This window comes from Streptomyces sp. NPDC020422, assembly GCF_044386705.1.
Taxonomy (GTDB): Bacteria; Actinomycetota; Actinomycetes; order Streptomycetales; family Streptomycetaceae; genus Streptomyces.
In genome coordinates this window covers 484,632-506,772 of record NZ_JBIRVJ010000004.1, presented here as the reverse complement: position 1 = coordinate 506,772, position 22,141 = coordinate 484,632, and the positions used below count along the sequence as shown (strand labels likewise).

Sequence of the window (22,141 nt, the reverse complement as noted above, 5' to 3'; positions counted from 1 at the left end):
CGCTCTTCCTTCCGGTGGGGGAAGGCCCAGCGAAGCGCGATTGGTCTGAACCTGTCAAGGTCTAGACCAGACATGGCCGAGACGGAGCCGGCCGGAAGGGCGCTGTTACGCTCCTGTTCGATCTGCGTCATGGGGACAGAACGGACGCAGCAGGGGAAAACGGGGAGTACACCAGGTGGTTCGTCATGCCCTCGCGCGGAGGGCTTCCCTCACCGCGCTCGGAATCTCGGTCGTCGCCGGCGGGCTGATACCGCTCGCCGTCCCGGCCGCCGCGGACACGCCGGAGGCGCCCCAGGAGCTGGTCGTCCCGGCCGCCGTCAAGGACACCCCGCTCTGGGAGCGGGTGTACAAAGCCGGGCAGGCGGAGTTCGGGGACGCCGACAGCGTGGGCGCCGAGGGCGTCTTCGTCCGGGAGGAAGGCGGCACCCGGCCGGTGTGGACGCGCTTTTCCGACGGCAGGACCTTCGAGATCCCCGGCATCGAGTCCGCGACGGGCGAAGGGCGCGGGACCGGCGCCGACGCCCTCGCGTACGTGACGGCCGACAAGGTCGAACTGCGGCACGCCGACGGCAGGGTGGACACGCTCGCCCTGCCCTCAGGCCTGAAGGAAGCGAACGTCTACGGGCTCCGCGCGGTCGCCGACGACGCCGAGGGCCGGACCCGCATCTTCTCCGCCAAGGCCGACGGCGGCACCGCCGAGGTCGTCGTCGACGAGCCGGCCGGCGTCGAGTACGGCCCGGCGGTCGCGGGCGACGCGTCCTCGATCGTGCTGCAGGGGCCCGACGAGGGCGGCAGGCGGACGTACACCCTCGTCGACGCCGCGACCGGCAAGGCCCAGGGCCGCTTCCCGGCCGTCCCGGCGAGCTTCTCGCGGGTCAAGATCTCCGACTCGTACGTCCTGTTCCACGGCGACCACCGGGACGGACGGGTCCTCGTCGGCTCCCGTACGAAGCCGTCCGCCCCGCTCGCCGACCTGCCGCTCACGGCGTACGGCAACGACGTGGGCCTCGTCGGCGACTGGGTCCTGTACCTGCCGAACGGCCCGTTCGGCAAGGTGCAGGCCTTCCCGGTCAAGGGCGGCGCGCCCCTCGACCTGCTCGACGGGCAGACCTGGGGCGGCATCGGGCAGGGCGGTGACAGCGCGGTCGTCGTCGGCGGGCCCGACAACGCCGACTGGGCGGTCCGGCGGATCGCCCAGGGCGCCGACGGCAAGCCCGTCGTCACGCCCCTGAAGAAGGTCGCCGCCACGCCCGTCCCCGTCGAGCGCCTCGCGCTCGCGCAGGGCCGGCTCGCGGTCGTCGACCGCAGCGACGCCGACGCGAACGGCCCCCGGGCGTGGAGCCGCGACCTGAGCACGAGCGGCCCGCTCACCTTCGGCCCGCGGGCCAAGGACAGCCTCTGGGTGGGCGACTGCCCCGCCGGCGACACCGCGTGCAAGGAGTACTGGCCGACGGGGGACGACGGCTTCCTGACCCACATCGGGGGCAGCGCCGGCTACCTCATCGTCCAGGGCTGGGAGAAGGGCGTCTTCCGCACCGCCTTCCCCGGCGGCACGGCGCGCGTCCGCGACCTCAGCGGCCCGTACGCCGTCGTGGACAGCAAGGAGTCGACGTCCACCACGCAGCGCGTGCTGCTGATGGCGGCCGACCACGAGAAGACCCGCGTCCTGGAGGAGCGGACGCCCGTCGCGGCCGCCCTGTGGGGCTCCTGGCTGTGGAGCGCGGGCGCCGACAAGGGCGCGGTGAGCGCGAAGGACCTGAAGACCGGCAAGACCGTCGAGGCGCTGAACACCGGCGCCCCGTGCGTGCCCGACGAACTCCAGGCCGTCGGCCGCTGGCTCTACTGGTCCTGTGGCGAGCAGGGCCCCGCCGGGGTCTACGACCGTACGGAGAAGACGTCCAGGGCCGTGCCGTCGGGCGAGGCGCTGCTCGGCGACGGCTATGTCGTGACACACGACAAGGCCGCGGGCAAGCTGGTCCTGACCGGCGCCGAGGCGGCCGGGTCCTCCCGGGTGGTCGGCGAGCTGCCCGACACGGGTGTCACGCAGCGGCGGATCACCTGGACCGTCGACAAGTTCGGCGGCCACCTCGCGTACGCCGACGCCGAGGGCCGCATCCACGTGGTGCCCAGCGGCATCGCGCGCCAGCCGCTGACGGTGCTGTCGCGCGAGGACGCGCCGAACGCGATCGTCGACGGCCGGAAGCCCGACGCGCCCCTCACGCTCACCTCGCTGACCCCCTCCCGGCCCTTCGGCGCCTGGACCCTGACGGCCCGCCACCACCGCACCGGCAAGGTCACCGAGCTGGCCTCCGGCACGGACGGGCGCGCCCTGCACCCGAGCTGGAACGGCAAGGACAGGTCCGGGACGCTGATGCCGAACGGCCAGTACACCTGGACGCTGACGGCCCGCCCCGACGGCGCCCCGGGCGCCCCGGTGGAGGTGAGCGGCGACGTCGTGCTGCGCGGGGGCGCCTCGCCCGCGGAGTCCAGCTTCACGCCCGTCCCGCAACCCTTGCGGGTCCTCGACACCCGCAACGGCACCGGGGTCCGCAAGGGCAGGGTCGGCCCCGGGGGAACGATCACCCTCGACGTCTCCGCCATGGCCGCCGTCGACCGGGACACCACCACCTCGGTGGCCCTGCACATCACCGCGACCAACGCGAGCGCCGGCACCTTCGTCTCGGCCTACGACGGCTCCCTCGGCCGCTCGACCGCGTCGAACCTCAACGTGGCGGCCGGAAAGACGGTGTCCAACCTGGTCGTCGTCCCCGTCGACCACGGCAAGGTGACGTTCTACAACCACGCCGGCACCGTCGACCTCATCGCCGACCTCGCCGGCACGAACACCGCCCACGACGAGGACGCGCTGTACCGGCCGATGACGCCCTGGCGGGCGCTCGACACCCGCAGCGGGCTCGGCGCCCCCAAGGCCAAGGTCCGGGGCGGCAGCCGCGTCCGGCTGTCCCTGAAGGGCACCGAGGCGGCGACCGCGGGAGCCGTGGTCCTCAACGTGACGGCGACCAACGTCACCGCAGGCACGTTCGTCACCGCCCTCCCCAAGGGGGCGCCGGTGGTCGGCTCGCACCTCAACCCCGGCGCGGGCGAGACCCGCTCCAACCTGGTGGTCGTCCCGGTGAAGGACGGCGAGGTCGACCTCTACAACCACTCCGGCTCGGTCGACCTGATCGCCGACGTGGCGGGCTACTACACCGGCGCACGGGTGGGCTCGCTCTACTCGTCGCTCTACCCGCAGCGGCTCATGGACACCCGCGGCGGCCTCGGCGTCGCCAAGGCGAAGCTCGGCGCGGGCCGCACGGTCACCCTGACCGTCGCGGGCAAGGCCGGCGTCCCGGCGACGGGCGCCACGGCGGTCGTCCTCAACGTGACCGCCACGAACACGACGGCGAACACCTTCGTGACGGCCTACCCGTCGGGGACCGCCCGCACCAGCGCGTCGAACCTCAACGTGCCGGCGGGGGCGACGGTGTCGAACCTGGTGGTCGTCCCGGTCGTCGACGGCAAGGTGACGTTCTACAACCACGCGGGGACGGCGGACCTCATCGCCGACGTGCAGGGATTCTTCGCGGAGTAGCCGCCCCCGCCAGGGCGCACCGGCCGGTGCGGGTCAGATCATCAGCACGATCCGCCCCGGCCGGTGCCCCGACTCCGCCCGTTTGTGGGCCTCCGCGGCCTCCTCCAGGGGCATCACGTCCGCCACTCGGGTGATGAGCTCGCGGTTCGCGACCTTCTGGAGGATCGCGGTCAGGGAGGCCGCGTCGGGGCGGCCCACCACCGTGTGGATCTCGATGTCGCGTTCGGCCGTCGGGGTGCGGTCCGGGGCCAGGGAGACGAAGCGGCCGCCGTCCTTCAGGGCGGCCAGGACCGGGGTGCCGACCAGGGCGCCGTCGAAGACGCCGTCCACGCGCTCGGGGGCGTAGTCCAGGACCCCGGCCAGCACCTTCGCCGGCTCGCCGCGCGGCACGCAGTGCTGGGCGCCGAGGACCTTCAGCTCGCTCTCGTCGCCCTCGTAGGAGACGCCCACCACCCGCAGGCCGGCCGCCGAGGCCAACTGGACGGCGAAGCGGCCCACCACGCCGCTGGCGCCCGTGACCAGGAGGGTCGAGCCCGGGGGGAGGGGGAGTTTCGCCAGGCCCTGCTGGGCGGTGATCGCGGCCAGCGGGACGGAGGCGGCCGCGGTGAAGTCCACGTCGTCCGGGATCGGCGCCAGCCACTCCGGGGCGACCCGGATGACCTCCGCATACGTGCCCTCGCCGGTCAGCTCGTCGAACCAGGGCATGAAGCCCGCCACCCGGGTGCCGGCCGCCAGCGTGCCCGCCGGGCCCGGGGCCGGGTCGAGGAGCCGGCCCGCGAAGTCCGTGCCGAGGACGAACGGGGGCCGCAGGCCGCCGATCGCGTCCACATAGAGGCCGGCGCGGATCCTCAGGTCCGCCACGGTCACACCGGCCGCCTTCAGCCGTACCCGTACCTTGCCCGGCACGTCCCCGGCCTCCGGCTCGGGGCGCTTGGCCATGCTCAGGACCTCGGGTCCGCCGTAGGCGGTCACTTCGACGACACGCATGGGGTTCTCCTCGTGCGGCAGCCCCCTCGGGGCCATTACACCCACGCCCGGCACCCCCGGCAACAGGGACTCCTCCACAGCAGTTGAAGGAAGGACGAACTCCTCATGGCGAGGGGCGAGCTCCCCCACGGCCTCGCACACGCGTCCGTAGCGTGGCCCCGTGGACTGGGTCAGCCCCGAGAACGTCATCGCCGTCCTCACCGCGCTGCTCGGCGTCGCGGTGACCTTCGGCGTCCTCCTCATCGAGCGCCGCGTGCCCCGCCGCAAGCGGATCGGCTACCGCGTGCAACTGGACACACCCGTGGGTGAGCGCGGCAACCCCGACGCGGGTCTCTTCCACGGCCGGCCGGACATGGCGGACGCCACCCTCGTCCTGCTGCGGATCGAGAACGACGGCGCCGCCTCGATCGGCCGGGAGGACTACCACCTGGACGAGCACGGGCTGACCGTCGACTTCGCACCCCGCCGGGTGCGGGCCGCCACCGTCACCCAGGCCTCGTTCACCGCCGCCGCCCTCAGCCACGACGGCACCGAGGTCTGGCTCCCCAAGGTGCCGCTCAACCGCGGCCAGTACTTCAAGCTCCTCGCCCTGCTCACCGGCGGCCCGGTCGACACCCCCGTGACCGTCTCCGGCGGCATCCGCGACGGCGACATCCACACCAACCACAGCACGACCCTCGACGACACCCCGCCCGCCTTCAGCCGGGCCGCCCGCGCCGTCACCGTCGTCCTCACCCTCTGCGTCATCGCCCTCGCCGGAATCATCGTGGTCCGCGACGACGCCCCGCCGCCGATGGGCTGCGCCCGCGGCACCCTCACCGTCACCGGCTCCACCGCCTTCGCGCCCGTCGTCCGCGACCTGGCCCGGCGGTACGAGGACGACTGCGCGGGCGCCACCATCGTCGTCGACGTCCACGGCTCCACCGCCGGCATCCGGGAGCTCGCCGCCCGGGGGGCCGGAGCGGGCAAGGGCGCGCCGGCGCTCATCGCCCTGTCCGACGGGCGCAAACCCGAGGGCTACCCGCAGCTGCGCGAGAACACGGTCGCCGTCTCCCTCTTCACCCTGGTCGTCAACGACCGGGTGCCGATCGACGACCTCTCGCTCGACGCCGTACGGCGCATCTACCGCGGCGACGTCACCAACTGGCGCCGGCTCGGCGGCCCGGACCTGCCCGTCCGGCTGGTCAGCCGAGACGCCAACTCCGGCACCCGCGAGGTCTTCCAGCGGCGCGTCCTCGGCCGCAACGAGCCCGCGAACTCCTCCCGCGACTGCACCCACAAGGACGACCCCGACGCCCGGGTCGTCCGCTGCGAACTCGACAGCACCGAACAGGTCCTGTCCACCGTCGCCGCGCTGCCCGGTGCCATCGGCTACACCGAACTGCGCTCCGGCAGCGGGCTGAAGGGCCTGCACCGGACCGCGATCGACGGGCGCCACGCGAACGTCGACGAGATCGGCTCCTCCCCCTACCCGTACCGGGAGATCGAGTACGCCTACACCTGGGGCGTACCGCCCGCCGACTCGCTGACCTCAAGCTTCCTCACCTACCTCGGCCGGGGCGGCGGGCAGGCCGTCATCAGCACCCACGGGCACCTGCCCTGCGCGACCCCGAAGGGGCTGCGGATCTGCGGGGAGGGATAGCGGCGCCCGGCGCCCGCGGGCCCCGCCCGCCGGACCGTCTGGCATCCTCTGTCGACGTGGATCCCTTGAACGCGGAAGACCCGGCCACCATAGGACCGTTCCGGCTGCTCGGCCGCCTCGGCGTGGGCGGCATGGGCCGGGTGTTCCTGGCCCGTTCGGCCGGCGGCCGCACCGTCGCGGTGAAGGTCGTGCACGCGGAGCTGGCCGCGCAGGACGAGTTCCGCCGCCGCTTCGCCCGCGAGGTCGCCGCCCTGGAACGGGTCGGCGGCACCGGCACCGCGCCCGTGCTCGGCGCGGACACCGACGCCGAACTCCCGTGGGTCGCCGTGGGATACGTGCCGGGCCCCTCGCTGCGTACGGTCGTCGCCGACGAGTACGGGCCGCTGCCGGCCGACAGCGTCCGCACCCTCGCCGCCGGGATCGCCCGCGCGCTCGTCCACGTACACGCCGCGGGCCTGGTCCACCGCGATCTGAAGCCCTCGAACGTGCTGCTCACCGTCGACGGCCCGAAGATCATCGACTTCGGCATCGCCCGTGCCGTCGACACCGTCACCGACGGCGGACTGACCAGCACCGGCGCGGTCGTCGGCTCCCCCGGCTTCATGTCGCCGGAGCAGGTGCGGGGCGAGAAGCTGACGCCCGCCTCCGACGTCTTCTGCCTCGGCTCGGTCCTCGCGTACGCGGCGACCGGCCGCTCGCCCTTCGGCGGGGCGGACAGCGGGGTGCACGCCACCATGTTCCGCATCGCCCACGACGAGCCCGACCTCACGGACCTCGCCCCCGAGCTCAGCGGCCTCATCCGGGCCTGCCTCACCAAGGACCCCGCCGGGCGGCCCTCCGCGGCGGAGCTCGTCGACACCCTCCAGGTCACCGACCCGTGGCTGCCCGCCGACCTGCTCGCCCGGCTCGGCCGCCACGCCGCCCGGCTCCTGGAGACCGAGCTGGCGACCGAGGTGGCGACCGGCGCCGCGACCGGCACGGAGCCCGCCGCCCCGATCCCCTCCCCCGCGCCCGCCCCGGCCCCGCGCCGCCGTCGACGCGGCCTCCTGGCGGCCGTCGCGGCCCTCGCCGTCGCGGCCGCCGCCGTCCTCGCGTACGTCAACCGGCCCGGCGGCCACGGCGGCACTCCGTCGGACCAGGCGCGCGGCACCGGCGGATCGTCCGCCTCGCGCGCCGCGTCCGGGATCGTCCCGGCCGCCTTCCTCGGCGCCTGGGAGGGCGTCCTGCGGGGCTCCGCGGACGCCCCGTACGAGACCAGCCGGATCGAGATCACCCAGGGCGCCGCCGGCAGCAAGAGCGCCGTCTACACCCATGTCACCGGCGAGCGGCTGTGCATCGGCCGGGCCGTCCTGCTCTCCGCCACCGACGCCGAACTGGTCCTCGGCGAGGCCGAGATCACCGCGAGCGTCCCGGCCCAGCGCTGCACCCCGGCCGCCCGCCAGACCCTGCGGCTGCGCGCGAACGACGTCGTCGAGTGGAGCTCCGGCGTCGCCAAGAGCACGTTCCAGCGCACCAGGACCGGCGCGGCCGTCGTCCCCGCCGCCCTGCTCGGCACCTGGAAGTCGAAACCGCTCTCGGAGGTCCCGGCCGACGAGGAGGGCCGCTGGGTCAACGAACTCACCGTCACCCAGGGCCCCGTCGGCGCCCCCCTGATCCGTCTGGAGCAGAACTACCCGCGCACCGACGACCAGGGCAACACCACCTCCGAGGACATCCACTGCATCGCGACCGCCCTCGTCGCCGGTGCGGGCCCCCTCCTCGTCGTCGGCCCGCAGACCCGCGACCCGGAGATCTGGGACCCGGACTGCGTCGAGGACGGCTCCACCAACCTCCGCATCGTCCGCTACCAGGGCAAGGACCGGCTCCTCGTCTACGGGATGTCGGCGGACGGGGAGCCGGGGGAGTACGTCCGGGACTAGCCGGCCGACGCCCCCGGCCCCCGTGGCCACCCCCGTCACCGCCCCGTGGCCGCCCCGGCCCCCGTGGCCACCCCCGCCACCGCGCTCGCCGCGCGGGCGTAGGCCCGGACCGTCGGGCGGTGGTCGTCGGCGCGCCAGGCGAGGGCGAAGCGGCACTCCGCCAGGCCGTCGACGGGGCGGGTGACGACGCCGTCGCGGGTGAGGAGGGGGGCGTTGCCGGCGGCGACCAGGCAGATGCCCAGGCCGTCCACGAGGGCCTCGTACGTCTCGTCGGCACTGGCGATCACCGCGCCGACGACCGGCGGGCGGCCGGACCGGGCGTCCAGGGCCAGCCAGTAGTCGCGCAGTTCGGGGCCGGTGTCCGGCAGGGCGAGGAAGGGCTCGTCGAGGAGGTCGGTGAACGCGAGGCGGTCGCGGGCGGCCAGCGGGTGGGCGGCGGGGAGGGCGACGAGGCGGGGTTCGGTGGCGACCACGACCCAGCGGAACCGGTCCGCCCCGGCCAGCGGCAGCCACACGAACGCCACATCGCTGCTGCCGTCCGCGAGTCCCGCCGTCGGGTCCTCCCAGCCGACCTGCCGCAGCCTCGTCCGCGCCCCCGGGTGGGCCTCCGTGAAGCGGGAGCGGATCGCGGGCAGCAGGCCGCCCCGGCCGGGGCTGGTGCTCATCCCGACGACCAGGTCCTCCCGGACCCCGCGCAACGCCTGGGCGCCCTCCTCCCAGGCGGCGAGCACCGCCCGGGCGTGCGGCAGCAGCGCCGCACCGGCCTCGGTGAGGGTCACCGCCCGGCGGTCCCGCACGAACAGGGGGACGCCGAGCTGCCGCTCCAGGGCCCGGATCTGTTTGCTGAGCGCGGGCTGCGACACGTACAGCAGCTCGGCCGCCCGGGTGAAGTGGAGCTGCTCAGCGACCGCGAGGAAATAGCGGAGGTCCCGCCCGTGCACATCCATAGCCATGGGTTATCACGACAGGTCTTGGACGCCCAACAGGCTTGTGACGGAGGCTTGTTGTGTCACCGAGTCGTACGCACGAGGGGAACACCCACATGAGCAAGGTCTGGCTGGTCACCGGCGCGAACAGCGGCTTCGGGCGCGCCTTCGCCGAGGCCGCGGTCGGCGCCGGCGACATCGTGGTTGCCGCCGCCCGCCGCCCGGACACCCTGGACGAGCTGGTCGCCGCCCACCCCGACCAGGTCGAGGCCGTCGCCCTCGACGTCACCGACCACACGGCCGTCGACCGGGTGGTCCGCGGGGTCGCCGAGCGGCACGGCCGCATCGACGTCCTGGTCAACAACGCGGGCCGCACCCACGTCGGTTCGGTCGAGGAGACGGACGACGCCGAGCTGCGCTCGCTCTTCGACGTGCACGTCTTCGGCCCCGCCGCCCTCGCCCGGGCCGTGCTGCCCCATATGCGGGCCCGCCGCTCCGGGGCGATCGTGCAGGTCAGCAGCATGGGCGGGCAGATGTCGCTGCCGGGCTTCGGCGCCTACAGCGCGACCAAGTTCGCCCTGGAGGGGCTCTCCGAGGCCCTCGCCACCGAGGTCCGCCCGCTCGGCATCGACGTCCTGATCGTCGAGCCCGGCGCCTTCCGCACCAGCCTCCTCGGCAAGGGCGGCGTCAGCGGGGGCGGCATCGAGGACTACGCGGACACCGTCGGCGCCACCCGGGCCTACGTGGAGACCGGCGGCGGCACCGAGGAGGGCGACCCGGCCAAGGCCGCCGCCGCCGTCCTCGCCGCCCTGGACGCCGAGGAGACCCCGCTGCGGCTCGCCCTCGGCTCCGACTCGATCGACGCCATCCACGCCCATCTGGACCAGGTGCGCGCCGACCTCACGGCCTGGGAGAAGGTCGGCCGGGACACCAGGGTCGACGGCTGACCGCACCGGACACGCGGAAGGGCCCGCACCCCGCCTGGCGGCGGTGTGCGGGCCCTTCGCCGTTCCTACAGGAACGAGTTGATCTCGATCGTCTCCGTGCGGCCCGGGCCCACGCCGATCGCGGAGATCGGAGCGCCGGACATCTCCTCCAGGGCCTTCACGTACGCCTGCGCGTTCTTCGGCAGGTCGGCGAAGGTCTTGGCCTTGGTGATGTCCTCGGACCAGCCCGGCAGCATCTCGTAGATCGGCTTCGCGTGGTGGAAGTCGGTCTGCGAGTAGGGCAGCTCCTCGACGCGCTTGCCGTCGATCTCGTACGCGACGCAGACCGGGATCTGCTCCCAGCCGGTCAGCACGTCGAGCTTGGTCAGGAAGAAGTCCGTCAGGCCGTTGACGCGGGTCGCGTAGCGGGCGATGACCGCGTCGAACCAGCCGCAGCGACGGTCGCGGCCGGTGGTCACGCCGCGCTCGCCGCCGATGCGGCGCAGGGCCTCGCCGTCCTCGTCGAAGAGCTCGGTCGGGAACGGGCCGGCGCCGACGCGGGTCGTGTACGCCTTGAGGATGCCGATGACGCGGCTGATCTTCGTCGGGCCCACGCCCGCACCCGTGCAGGCACCGCCGGCGGTCGGGTTCGAGGAGGTGACGAAGGGGTACGTGCCGTGGTCGACGTCGAGCAGGGTGCCCTGGCCGCCCTCGAAGAGCACGACCTTGTCGTCGTCGAGCGCCTTGTTGAGGATCAGCGTGGTGTCCGCGACGAACGGCTTGATCTGCTCCGCGTACTGGAGCATCTCCTCGACGATCTGCGCGGCGTCGATGGCGCGGCGGTTGTAGAGCTTGGCGAGGAGCTGGTTCTTGCCCTCGAGCGCCGCCTCCACCTTCTGGGTGAGGATCGACTCGTCGTAGAGGTCCTGGACCCGGATGCCGACGCGGTTGATCTTGTCGGCGTAGGTCGGGCCGATGCCGCGACCGGTGGTGCCGATCTTGCGCTTGCCGAGGAACCGTTCCGTCACCTTGTCGAGGGTGACGTTGTACGGCGTGATCAGGTGGGCGTTACCGCTGATCAGCAGCTTCGAGGTGTCGACGCCGCGCTCGTTGAGTCCGCTCAGCTCGGAGAGCAGGACCGCCGGGTCGACGACGACGCCGTTTCCGATGACCGGGGTGCACCCCGGGGAGAGGATTCCGGAAGGGAGAAGATGCAGCGCGTACTTCTGGTCGCCTACGACGACCGTGTGGCCGGCGTTGTTGCCGCCCTGGTAGCGCACCACGTAGTCAACGGATCCACCGAGCAGGTCGGTGGCCTTTCCCTTGCCCTCGTCACCCCACTGAGCACCGAGCAGCACAAGTGCGGGCACAGGCGTACACCCCTTCCGGGCGGGGCAAGACCAAGGTCAGGGGGCCTACGGCCGCCTCACCCATGTGCCCCGGAATAGACGAAGCCCCTGGCGCAATAGCGCAAGGGGCTCTTGCACAAAGAGACTACCCGAGGAAGGACCGAGGTGTCGGATCACGACCAGCTGCTGGTCATCATCGACCCGGTCGCCCGCCGAATGGACGGCGAGTCCGTACGGATCGCGAAAGATGTACTGTCCGCCGGCGCGGAAACGAAGATCTGTCTGCCGGACGGCCCCGAGGAGTTCGTCCGGATCCTGGCCCGGCGCGGCTCGCGCCGCCCCGTCGTCCTCGGCGACGACCGCGCGCTGCGCCGGGCGGTGACCGTGCTGCACCGGGAGCGCGACCCCTCCCGCACCCGCCTGGCGCTGGTCCCGATCGGCGCGCCGGACCGCCTCCAGGTGGCCCGCGCGCTCGGCGTGCCGCCGGGCACGGTGGCGGCCGCCCGCGCGGTCCTCGACGGCCTGGCCCGCCGCCTTGACCTGCTGGTCGACGACAGCGGCGGGGTCGTCCTGGACCGTCTGGAGGTCCCGGCCGGCCGGATCCTGGCCGCCGCCCCGCCGACCGTCTGGGACACCTGCCGCTCCCTGGTCCGCACCCTGGTCCGGCCGGCCCCCGCGCCCGTCCTGGCGCGCACCCACCGGCTGCGGGTGGAGGCGGACGGGGTGCTGCTCAGCGACATGGACACCCCGCTGACGGCCCTGACCGTGCGCGCCCTGGGCGGCTCGGCCGCCCTGACCCTCGCCCCCTCCGGCGCCCCCGCGGTGCACACCACCGCCCAGACCCTCACCGTGACCGGCCCCGACTTCCGCTACCGCGCCGACGCCACGGTCTCGGGGCCGGTGCGGCGCCGGGAGTGGACGGTACGGGCCGGGGCGTGGGCGCTGACGCTTCCGCGGGAGCGCCCGGGCGCGCTCGCCCCGGAGCCGCTTCCCCCCGAGGCGGGCGCGGTCTAGCCTCCCCCTGGGGTACGTGATCTTGCGGGGAACAGGGGGGTTCGTGGTGGAGTGCGCGCTGGACCGGGAGGCGACCCGGCAGGGGCTCGGGCGCTACCGGAGGCAGATGGAGCGGCTGACCTGGGCGGGGGCGGCCGCCGTGGTCCTCGCCCTCGTCCTCCTGCTGCTGCCGGTCGGCGCCTCCTGGGTGACGGACGCGGCCGCGGGCCTCGGCGTGGCCGGACTGATCGCGGGGGGCGTCGGCCTCGGCGCGCTGCGGAACGCCGGGCGGATGCGGCGGGCACTGGCGGCGGGGGCGTGGTCGGCCCACCCGGCCGTGGCGGTGGTCCGCGGCGGTCTGGTGCCCCCGTCGATCGTCCTGGGCGACCCGGACGGCGAGCAGGCGTGGCCGTTCGACCTGGCGGCGACGAAGCAGCGGTACGAGCGGGTGCTGCCGGGCCCCGACGGCGTCCTGTGGTGGTGCGGCGACCCGGACCGCGGCGGCGTGATCTCCGCGCCCGGCGGCGGGGAGCCGGTCTGGGCCCGGCCGGTACGGGGCCACCACACCCGGAACCGGACGCTGGGGCTGGCGGCGGCCGCGGGCCTGTTCACCCGCCCCGCGGCGGCCCCGCCGGGACCGTCGTCGCCGGAACCGGCTTCGCCGCAGGCCTCGTCGCCGCAGACCTCGTCGGTCCACGCCTCGTCGCCGCAGGTCCCGCCGCAGCAGGTCCCGTCGCCGCAGACCTCGTCGGTCCACGCCTCGTCGCCGCAGGTCCCGTCGCAGCAGGTCCCGTCGCCGCAGGTCTCGTCGCCGCAGACTGCCCCGGCCCACGCTTCGTCGCCGCAGACCTCGTCGGTCCACGCCTCGTCGCCGCAGGCCGGCGACCCCGCCGCCGCGCCCGGGGACGGGGCCGGTGCCGGTGCCGAGGCCGGTGCCGGTGCCGAGGCCGGTGCCGGTGCCGAGGCCGGTGCCGGTGCCGAGGCCGGTGTCGGTGCCGGTGTCGGGGCCCGGGAGCCGCACCCGCTGACGTACGCCGTCCTCTCCGCCGCCGCCCGGCGGCAGGCCCTGCCCCCGGGACGCCGCCCGCGCCGCGAGGCGGACGCCCGCGCCGTGCCCTGGTGGCGGGTGCGCTCGCTGCGGCGCATCTCGGGGCTCCCGAGGCTGCTGGTGTCGCCGGTGCCCGTCGTGACCGGGATGCTGATGCTCGGCCGGCCGGAGGACTACCCCGGCGTCGTGGCGTACGCCGTCATCGCGCTCGGCGTGGGCGCCGTCCTGTACTCCGGCCGGGGCTTCTTCGCCTCCGGCCGCGCCTTCGCCCGTGCGCTCGGCCGGGCCGCGGGCGCCCCCGTGTCCGTACCGAAGCGGTACGCCCTGCTGTTCGACCCGGTCGGCGGCGCCCCGGTCCTGGTGCTGTTCCCGCACGGCGGCGGGCCCGACGACGCGCCGGAGGCGGTGCTCCGGCTGTACGCGCCCGGTACGCCCAAGGACCCCCGCAGGGGGCTGCCGGAGGACCCGTCCGGGGCCGTGGAGCTGCGCGGCGGGCCGGACCGCACCGAGAGCGGCGAGGCCGTCGTCGTGCCCTTCGTCGGGGGGCTGCCGCTGTGGCCGTCGGGGCCCTACGAGGAGCTGCTGCCGGGCGACCCGGCCGCGCGGGCGTACCTGGAGCGGCTCGCGCCGCCTCAGGCTCCGGGCGTACCCGGCGCCTCGGAGGTCCCGGCCGCCTGACCCTGGGCCTGGCCCTGGGCCTGACCCTGGGCCTGGGCCTGGCCCTGGGCGCGCTTGAGCGCCCGCCAGCGGTCCATCAGGCCGAGGACCTCCTTCTGGAGGAACGCGAAGAACTCGGCGGTCTCCGCCGTCCGGGCCCCCGCCGCGGTGTCCGGGCCGAGGATCTCGGAGCCGTCCTTGAGGACCTTCTCCCAGCGGCTGAGGACCTGGTCGCGGCGGGTGAAGGTCTCGTACCAGAGCTCGTTGTGCAGGACGTAGCGGTCGCGGCGCGTCCCCGGGTCGCGCTCGCGGCTGACCATGCCCACCTGGGTGAGGTAGCGGACCGCGCCCGAGACGGCGGCCGGGCTGATCCGCAGCTGTTCGGCGAGCTCGGCCGAGGTCATCGAGGCCGTCTCGGAGGCCAGCAGCGCCGCGAAGACGCGGGAGGCCATGCGCTGCATGCCGGCCTCCGTGAGCTCGGCGGCGAAGCGCTCGACGAAGCGGGAGACCGCCTCTTCGTTGGTCGTCGTCATGCCTTCCACTATCTCACCCGCTTTCTGCGGTTCCTTAACTTCACAAGTTTGTGAAAGTCGCGTACGTTCTGAAGCATGACGAAGGCAATCACGGTGGCCGGGCTCCACAAGGCGTTCGGACGCACGCACGCGCTGGACGGCCTCGACCTCGACGTCGCGGCCGGCGAGGTCCACGGCTTCCTCGGACCCAACGGAGCCGGGAAGTCCACCACCATCCGGGTCCTGCTCGGCCTGCTGCGCGCCGACGCCGGGGACGTCCGCCTGCTCGGCAGGGACCCCTGGGCCGACGCGGTCGAGCTGCACCGCCGGATCGCCTACGTACCCGGCGACGTCACCCTCTGGCGCAACCTCAGCGGCGGCGAGGTCATCGACCTGTACGGACGCCTGCGCGGCGGACTCGACCCGGCGCGGCGGGCACGGCTCGTCGAACGCTTCGAGCTCGACCCGACCAAGAAGGGCCGGACCTACTCCAAGGGCAACCGGCAGAAGGTCGCCCTGGTCGCCGCATTCGCCTCCGACGCCGAGCTGTTCGTCCTCGACGAGCCCACCAGCGGACTCGACCCGCTGATGGAGGAGGTCTTCCAGGAGTGCGTCGCCGAGGCGCGCGAGCGCGGTGCGACCGTGCTGCTCTCCAGCCACATCCTCAGCGAGGTCGAGAGCCTCTGCGACCGGGTCAGCATCATCCGCAAGGGCCGCACCGTCGAGTCCGGCTCCCTCGCCGAGCTGCGCCACCTCACCCGGACCAGCGTCGTCGCCGAACTCGCCGGGCCGCCCGACGGGCTCGCCGGCCTCCCCGGCGTCCACGATGTCGACGTCCAGGGCCTGCGCGTCCGCCTCCAGGTCGACACCGACAAGCTCGACGCCGTCCTCCGCTCGCTGACCCGGTCCGGCATCCGCAGCCTCACCAGCACCCCGCCCACCCTGGAGGAGCTTTTCCTCCGTCACTACGAGGACGCGGAAGCCGAGGTGACGGCGCGATGAGTACGGACGCCCTCGCCGGCACCGGACCCCTCACCCGGCTCGCCCTGCGCCGCGACCGGCTGATGCTGCCCCTCTGGGCCGTGGTCACCGGCGGCATGGTGGCCGGCGGCGCGGGCTCACTCGAAGGGCTCTACGGCACCCCCGCCCAACGCACCGAACTCGCCTCCTCCATGAACGCGAACAGCTCGATGCGCTCCCTGTACGGGCCGGTCTTCGACGACTCGCTCGGCGGGCTCGTCGCCTGGCGGTTCGGCACCTTCGGCGCCGTGCTGGCCGCCGTGATGAGCCTGATCATCGTCGTACGGCACACCCGCGAGGAGGAGGAGACGGGCCGTCAGGACATGCTGTCGGCCGCCTCGGTGGGGCGCCGGGCCCCGCTGACCGCCGCGCTGCTCACCGCCCTCGCCGCGAACGCCGCCGTCGCCCTGATCGTCACCGCCGGGCTCGCCGGACAGGGCGCGGCGGGCGCCCTCGCGCTCGGGCTGGCCATCGGCGGGACCGGCATGGTCTTCGCGACGGCGGCCGCGATCGCCGCCCAGCTCACCGAGAGCGCCCGGCTCGCCAAGGGCCTCACGGCGGGCGCCCTCGGCCTCGCCTTCGCGCTGCGCGCGGCGGGCGACTCGGGCACCGCCGGGGGCACCTCACAGGACGAAGTCCTGGGCGGAGGCGGCGGCGTCCTCACCTGGCTCTCCCCCGTCGGCTGGGCCGAGAACGTGCGCGCCTTCGCCGGCGAACGCTGGTGGGTGCTGCTCCTGACCGCCGCGGCCGTCGGCGCCCAGGCGCTCCTCGCGTACGGCCTCGCCGCCCGCCGTGACGTCGGCATGAGCTTCCTGCCCACCCGGCCCGGCCCCGCCGCCGGGCGGCTCGGGACGGCGGGCGCCCTCGCCTGGCGGCTCCAGCGGGGGACGCTGCTCGGCTGGTCCCTCGGCTTCCTCCTCGGCGGAGGAGTCTTCGGCGGGATGGTCGAGGGCGCGGCGGACATCGTCGGCGACAACGAGCAGGCCCGGGAGATCTTCGAGCGGATGGGCGGGCAGAGCGCCCTCACCGACGCCTTCCTCGCCACCATGGTCGGGCTGTTCGGGATGGTCGCCGCCCTGTTCGCGGTCGGCTCGGTGCTGCGGCTGCACGGCGAGGAGACCTCGCAGCGCGCCGAGCCGCTGCTCGCCGCGCCCGTCGGACGGCTGCGCTGGGCCGCCGGACACCTGCTGGTCGCCTTCGCCGGATCCGCGCTGATCATGCTGCTGAGCGGCCTCGGCCTGTCCCTCTCGTACGGGCACGACCTCGGCCCGGTCCTGGGCGCCTCGCTCGCCCAGCTCCCCGCGGTCTGGACCCTGGCCGGCCTCGCGGTGCTGCTCTGGGGCGCCTTCCCGAAGGCCGCGGTCGCCGCCTGGGGCGTGGCCGGGGTGTGCCTGGCCCTGGGCTGGATCGGCCCTGCGCTCGACCTGCCGCAGGCGGTCCTCGACCTGTCCCCCTTCGGCCACCTGCCGAAGCTGCCGGGGCAGGAGCCGTCCTGGACCCCGCTGCTCGCCCTCACCGCGCTGGCGGCGGCGCTGACGGCGGGCGGACTGGCGGGGCTGCGGCGCCGGGACATGGTGAGCTGAGCGACGGGGCACCGGGACGGGTCCCGCCGGAGCGATCCGGCGGGGTACGGGGAGGGGCACGCCCGAGCGATCCGGCGGGGTACGGGGAGGGGCACGCCCGAGCGATCCGGCGGGGTACGGGGAGGGCCACGCCCCAGCGATCCGGCGGGGTACGGGGAGGGCCACGCCCCAGCGATCCGGCGGGGTACGGGGAGGGCCACGCCCCAGCGATCCGGCGGGGTACGGGGAGGGCCACGCCCGAGCGGTCCGGCGGGGTACGTCCGGCGGGGTCCTCCCCGTACGCCCACCGAGGTCTGCCGCCGCTCACACCTCGACCAGCAGCTCCTCGAAGCCCCGGATGACGTAGCCCGGCTTCCGCACGGGGTCCGCGGCGAGCCGGAGGCCCGGCGCCCGGCGGAGGAGTTCGCCGAAGACGGCGGTCAGTTCGAGGCGGGCGAGCGGGGCGCCGAGGCAGTAGTGGATGCCGGCGCCGAAGGTGATGTGCGGGTTGTCGGCGCGGGTGAGGTCGAGCCGGTCGGCGGTGGGGCCGAAGCGGGCGGGGTCGCGGTTGGCGGAGCCGAAGAGCAGGGCGACCTCGGAGCCGCGCGGGATGACCCGGCCGCCGAGCTCGATGTCGTCGAGGACCCAGCGCTCGAACATCTGGAGCGGGGTGTCGTAGCGCAGAAGTTCTTCCACAGCTGTGGACAACTTTTCGGGATCCGGCCGCACGTCCTGGCTCAGCAGGGTCCACCAGCCGTTGACCGTGGTGTTCACGGTGGCCTCGTGGCCGGCGTTGAGGAGGAGCACGCAGGTGGAGATCATCTCCTGCTCGGTCAGCTCGGCGACGCCGATGAGCCCGGAGATCAGGTCGTCGCCCGGTTCCTTCCGCCGCCGGGCGATCAACTCCCGCAGATAGTCCGAGAATTCGATCGAGGCGCGACCCGCGCGGCGGGCCGTCTCCTCGGAGGGGTTCAGCTCGAACATCCCGCAGATGTCCGCGGACCAGGGCCGCAGCCGCCCCCGCTCCTCGTCGCCCTCCGGAATGCCGAGCATCTCGGCGATCACGGCCACGGGCAGCGGCTCCGCGACCCGGGCGAGCAGGTCGCCGCCGCCGTCGGCGACCAGACCGGCGACCAGGTCCGCGGCGAGCCGCCGTACCGTCGGCGCCAGGTCCTCCACCGTCCTGGGCGTGAACGCCTTCGAGACGAGCCGCCGGATCCGGGTGTGGTCGGCGGCCTCCAGGTCGAGCAGACCGTGGTCGTTGAGCGTGTGGAAGGGCTCGTGGGCGGGGTCGGGGGCCTCGCGCCCGAACTCCTCGTGGCCGAAGCGGTGGGTGTACGTCCGCCCGAGGCGCCGGTCCCGCAGCAGCGCGGAGACGTCCTCGTGGTGCGGGATCAGCCACTGGCGGGTCGGCGCGTACCAGTGGGCACGGCCGGTGGCGCGCAGTTCGGCGTAGGCGGGGTAGGGATCGGCGACGAACTCCGGGGACCAGGGGTCGAAGGCAGCGTCCATGCGCGGACGCTACTACCCGCCCACCTGCACCAGCCGTGCCTCGTACGCGAAGACCGCCGCCTGGGTGCGGTCGCGCAGGCCCAGCTTCACCAGGATGCGGCTGACATGGGTCTTGATGGTGGACTCGGCGACGACGAGGTGGTCGGCGATCTCCACGTTCGACAGCCCCTGGGCGATCAGCACCAGCACCTCCGTCTCCCGCTCGGTCAGCTCGCCGATCTGCGCCATCGCGGGCGGGCGCGGGGAGACCGCGGAACGGGCGAACTCCGTGATCAGACGCTTGGTGACGGTCGGTGCGAGCAGGGCCTCGCCTGCCGCGACGACCCGGACGCCGTCGGCGAGCTGCCGCGCCGAGGCGTCCTTGAGCAGGAAGCCGGAGGCGCCCGCGCGCAGCGCCTGGTACACGTACTCGTCGAGGTCGAAGGTGGTCAGGACCAGCACCTTCGCGTCGGCGTCGGCGGCGACGATCTCGCGGGTGGCGTCGATGCCGTTCAGCTCCGGCATGCGGATGTCCATCAGGACGACGTCGGGGCGGAGCGCGGCGACCTGCGCCACGGCCTCGCGGCCGTTGACCGCCTCGCCGACGACCTCGATGTCCGGCATGGCGTTGAGCAGGACGGAGAAACCCTCGCGGACCATCATCTGGTCGTCGACGATCAGGACGCGGATCGTCATGCGACGGGCTCCTCACGGGGGACGGGGATGAAGGCGGTGACGGCGTAGCCGCCGTCGTCGGTCGTCTCGGCGGTCATCTCGCCGTTGAGCATGGCGACCCGCTCGCGCATGCCGGTGATGCCGTGCCCGGCCCCCGGCGACGGCTTGACCAGACCGCGGGCGGGACCGTTGACGATCCGGAGTCCGAGCCCGCCGAGGACGTGGCTCACCTCGACCGTGGCGCCGGCGCCGGGGGCGTGGCGCAGCACGTTGGACAGGGCCTCCTGGACGATCCGGTACGCCGAGAGCTCCACGCCCTGCGGCAGCTCCCGCACCGCGCCGGTCACCGTCAGCCGCACGTCGAGGCCGGCCTCGCGGACGTTGCCGACCAGGCCGTCGAGGTCGGCGAGGGTGGGCTGCGGGGCGTCCGGTGCCTCGTAGTCCTCCGCCCGTACGACACCGAGGACGCGGCGCAGCTCGGTCAGCGCGGCGACGGCGTTCTCCCGGATGGTCGCGAAGGCCTGCTCCAGCTCCGGGGGCGGGTTCTGCACCCGGTAGGGGGCGGCCTCCGCCTGGATGGCGACCACCGACATGTGGTGGGCGACGACGTCGTGCAGCTCGCGGGCGATGGTGGTGCGCTCTTCGAGCAGGGTGCGCTTCGAGCGCTCGACGGCGGTGACGGACTGCTGGGCGGTGACCTCGCGGGCGGCCTCGCGGCGGACCTGGGAGGTCGTGACGAGCAGGAGGGAGACCCCTGCGACGAAGACCAGCGGGAGGGCGTCGCTCTCGTAGCTCGCGCCGAGGAAGAACGAGACGAACAGGGCGTAGCCGGCGGTGACCAGCCACATCCAGCCCGCGGTGCGCGGGCGGGTGCGCAGGGCGACGACGACGAGGACGACGAGGTGCGTGGCGAACGAGTTCGGCGCCCAGGGCCAGCCGTCGCCGTAGGTGCCCAGGTAGGCGACGAAGGGGGTGGAGACGAGCGAGGCCCAGAAGGCGAGCACGGGGCGGATCAGGGTGAGCAGCACGATCGCGGCCGGGACGGCGGCGTACAGGAACGCGACCGGGCCGATGGTGTCGCGGGCCCGTTCGAGCCCGAGGAAGAAGACGATGAGGGCGGCGAAGCCGACGACGAGGTGCGGGATCACGCCGGCCTCGTCGCGTATCCGCCGCGGCAGGAAGCGGAGCGGGCCGCGGCTGACGTCCCAGCGCGGGAGGGGGCGGTAGGCGAAGGCGTCGTCGAAGAGGTCGGCTCGCAGGCCGCCGAGTGCCTTCAGGGTGAGGCGGAGCTCGGGGCTGCGGGGGGTGTCGGGGGCGGGCCGCGTCGAATTCACGCCTCCACGGTACGGTCGCCCCGTCCCCCCGGTCGTCCCGCTTCCTACGGATCCTCCTCCGTCCCCCTTGAGGACTACGGCCACCCCGCACCCCGGGGAGCCGCCACTACCCGCCGCCGTGCAGGGCCGCCGAGCCCGCGCCCCGCGTGGGCCGCCTCCGCCCCGCTCCGCGGAGTGTGGGCAATCGTCCCGCAGGGCGGGACGGGTGGGCACACGGGACGGCGCCCTTAGCGGCGCCTCCGCTCCCCGTGCCTTGACCCGCACCACGACCGCGCCGCACTAGGGGTGCGGGTCAGGGCGCGGAAGCCTAGGCCCGGCAAAGGGCGCCGTCCGTTGTGCCCACCCGTTCCGCCCCAGCGGAACGAATGCCCACAACGGGGGGCCGCAGGCCCACAACGGGGTGCGGGCGCGGCCGGGGGGGTGGGCACCGCCCCAGCGGAACGAATGGCCACAACGGGGGGCCGGCCGCAGGCCGGGGAGCGGGGGGGGGCACCGCCCCAGCGGAACGAATGGCCACAACGGCGGGCCGGCCGCAGGCCGGGGAGCGGGGGGCGCCGCCCCAGTGGTTGGCTCGGAACGGGGCGGCCGCGGCGGGTGTCGGCGCGGCGGGGAAGTGGGTTGGCTACCAGGCCAGTTGGGCGACTTCTTCGGCTACTACCGCGCACGCGTCCGCCGACGGATCGATCAGCGGAAAGTGCCCGACGTCCGACAGAAGCGTCAGCCCGACCGTCTCGCCCGCCTCCGCCGCCGCCTCGACGTACGCCTCGGCCACCGGCTCCGGGACGACGAGGTCCGCGCGGCCCTGGACGACGGTCGTGGCGATGCCCGTGGGGAGCAGCAGGGACGGGTCCGCGAAGGGGGCGCGCTGCTTCATCTCCGCCTCGCCGCCCAGGAGTTCCGCCACCGCTCCCCCGCACACGTCCAGCTCCACCGCCCGGGCGAAATGGGCGATCGGCGCCAGCGCGACCACGCCCCGGAGGGCCGGCGGGACCGGGAGGCGCCACGGGGAGTCGGGCGGCAGGACGTGGCGGGCGGCGGCCCACAGGGCCAGGTGGCCGCCCGCGGAGTGACCGGTGAGGACGATGCGGCGCGGGTCCGCCGAGGGGAGCGCCGACGCCGCCAGGTCCGGCACCGCGTCCAGCGCCGCCGCCACGTCGTCGAAGGTCTCCGGCCAGCGCCCGGCCACGGTCCCGCCCCGCCCCCGCCGGTACTCGACGTTGGCCACGGCGAACCCGCGCCGCGCCAGGAAGTCCACGAAAGGAGTCAGGTGCTGCCGGTCGTACGGGGCCCGCCAGGCGCCGCCGTGCAGGGCGACGACCAGCGGCGCGCTCTGCCGCCCGTCGCGCGGGGCGTAGAAGTCGACGACCTGGTCCGGGTGCGCGCCGTACGCGGCGGAGGCGTCCGGGGCGACGGCCGGGTGCGAGAAGGCCGATGCTTCTTCGGCGGCGTCGCGCGCGGCGGGGTCCGGCATGCTGCTTCCAACCTCTCGGAGACGGGGCCGAATTGGC

General features: G+C 74.5%; 16 protein-coding genes. 8 read left to right on the top strand and 8 right to left on the bottom strand.

All coding sequences use genetic code 11. From position 1 onward, the window contains the following. Nucleotides 1-175 precede the first annotated feature (175 nt). The gene (locus ACH414_RS13125; protein WP_398941809.1) at nt 176-3,592 is read left to right on the top strand and encodes a hypothetical protein; all 3,417 of its coding nucleotides are present in this window, start codon (nt 176-178) and stop codon (nt 3,590-3,592) included. Between the two features lie 33 nt (nt 3,593-3,625). On the opposite strand, the gene ACH414_RS13120 is transcribed toward ACH414_RS13125, so the two are convergent. Beyond that, a complete protein-coding gene (locus ACH414_RS13120) occupies nt 3,626-4,579 on the bottom strand; it encodes an NADP-dependent oxidoreductase (RefSeq protein ID WP_382547091.1) in 954 nt (317 codons plus the stop codon). A 160-nt stretch (nt 4,580-4,739) separates the two neighbouring features. Between ACH414_RS13120 and ACH414_RS13115 the strand changes: the two genes are divergently transcribed. Beyond that, entirely contained in the window at nt 4,740-6,221 is a 1,482-nt protein-coding gene (locus tag ACH414_RS13115; RefSeq protein WP_398941807.1) for a substrate-binding domain-containing protein, read from the top strand. 56 nt (nt 6,222-6,277) lie between these two features. Beyond that, nucleotides 6,278-8,140, top strand: a complete 1,863-nt coding sequence (locus tag ACH414_RS13110) for a serine/threonine-protein kinase (protein ID WP_398941805.1) — start codon at nt 6,278-6,280, stop codon at nt 8,138-8,140. A 35-nt stretch (nt 8,141-8,175) separates the two neighbouring features. On the opposite strand, the gene ACH414_RS13105 is transcribed toward ACH414_RS13110, so the two are convergent. Then, on the bottom strand, nt 8,176-9,093 hold the full coding sequence (locus ACH414_RS13105; RefSeq protein WP_398941803.1) for a LysR family transcriptional regulator: 918 nt from the start codon (nt 9,091-9,093) through the stop codon (nt 8,176-8,178). An 89-nt stretch (nt 9,094-9,182) separates the two neighbouring features. On the opposite strand from ACH414_RS13105, the gene ACH414_RS13100 reads away from it, so the two are divergent. Then, entirely contained in the window at nt 9,183-10,013 is an 831-nt protein-coding gene (locus ACH414_RS13100; RefSeq protein WP_386563617.1) for an oxidoreductase, read from the top strand. A gap of 65 nt (nt 10,014-10,078) precedes the next feature. Here the strand turns inward: ACH414_RS13100 and ACH414_RS13095 are convergent, their stop codons facing one another. Next, nucleotides 10,079-11,362 (bottom strand): adenylosuccinate synthase, encoded by a 1,284-nt coding sequence (locus ACH414_RS13095; RefSeq protein WP_382547104.1) that lies wholly within the window; start codon nt 11,360-11,362, stop codon nt 10,079-10,081. Nucleotides 11,363-11,506: 144 nt separating this feature from the next. Between ACH414_RS13095 and ACH414_RS13090 the strand changes: the two genes are divergently transcribed. Continuing rightward, nucleotides 11,507-12,355 carry a diacylglycerol kinase gene (locus ACH414_RS13090; RefSeq protein WP_382547107.1) on the top strand — a complete coding sequence of 283 codons (849 nt, stop codon included), beginning with the start codon at nt 11,507-11,509 and terminating at the stop codon, nt 12,353-12,355. A 43-nt stretch (nt 12,356-12,398) separates the two neighbouring features. Then, complete coding sequence (locus ACH414_RS13085; protein WP_398941801.1) at nt 12,399-14,060, top strand: hypothetical protein; 1,662 nt, start codon at nt 12,399-12,401, stop codon at nt 14,058-14,060. Here ACH414_RS13085 and ACH414_RS13080 read toward each other — a convergent pair. Then, nucleotides 14,015-14,572 (bottom strand): GbsR/MarR family transcriptional regulator, encoded by a 558-nt coding sequence (locus tag ACH414_RS13080; protein ID WP_391770130.1) that lies wholly within the window; start codon nt 14,570-14,572, stop codon nt 14,015-14,017. The genes ACH414_RS13085 and ACH414_RS13080 overlap by 46 nt on opposite strands. A 75-nt stretch (nt 14,573-14,647) precedes the next feature. Between ACH414_RS13080 and ACH414_RS13075 the strand changes: the two genes are divergently transcribed. Further along, nucleotides 14,648-15,553, top strand: a complete 906-nt coding sequence (locus ACH414_RS13075) for an ATP-binding cassette domain-containing protein (RefSeq protein ID WP_382547115.1) — start codon at nt 14,648-14,650, stop codon at nt 15,551-15,553. Continuing rightward, nucleotides 15,550-17,154, top strand: a complete 1,605-nt coding sequence (locus ACH414_RS13070) for an ABC transporter permease (protein WP_391770131.1) — start codon at nt 15,550-15,552, stop codon at nt 17,152-17,154. Before ACH414_RS13075 ends, ACH414_RS13070 begins: the two co-directional genes overlap by 4 nt. A 303-nt stretch (nt 17,155-17,457) precedes the next feature. On the opposite strand, the gene ACH414_RS13065 is transcribed toward ACH414_RS13070, so the two are convergent. From ACH414_RS13065 to ACH414_RS13050, 4 genes are all read right to left on the bottom strand, one after another. Continuing rightward, entirely contained in the window at nt 17,458-18,645 is a 1,188-nt protein-coding gene (locus ACH414_RS13065; RefSeq protein WP_398941798.1) for a cytochrome P450, read from the bottom strand. A 12-nt stretch (nt 18,646-18,657) separates the two neighbouring features. After that, entirely contained in the window at nt 18,658-19,320 is a 663-nt protein-coding gene (locus tag ACH414_RS13060; RefSeq protein ID WP_382547124.1) for a response regulator, read from the bottom strand. Then, nucleotides 19,317-20,633: a sensor histidine kinase gene (locus ACH414_RS13055; RefSeq protein WP_382547127.1), complete on the bottom strand. Its 1,317-nt coding sequence runs from the start codon at nt 20,631-20,633 to the stop codon at nt 19,317-19,319. Before ACH414_RS13055 ends, ACH414_RS13060 begins: the two co-directional genes overlap by 4 nt. Nucleotides 20,634-21,255: 622 nt before the next feature. Further along, nucleotides 21,256-22,104, bottom strand: a complete 849-nt coding sequence (locus ACH414_RS13050; protein WP_398941796.1) for an alpha/beta hydrolase — start codon at nt 22,102-22,104, stop codon at nt 21,256-21,258. Between the last annotated feature and the right edge of the window lie 37 nt (nt 22,105-22,141).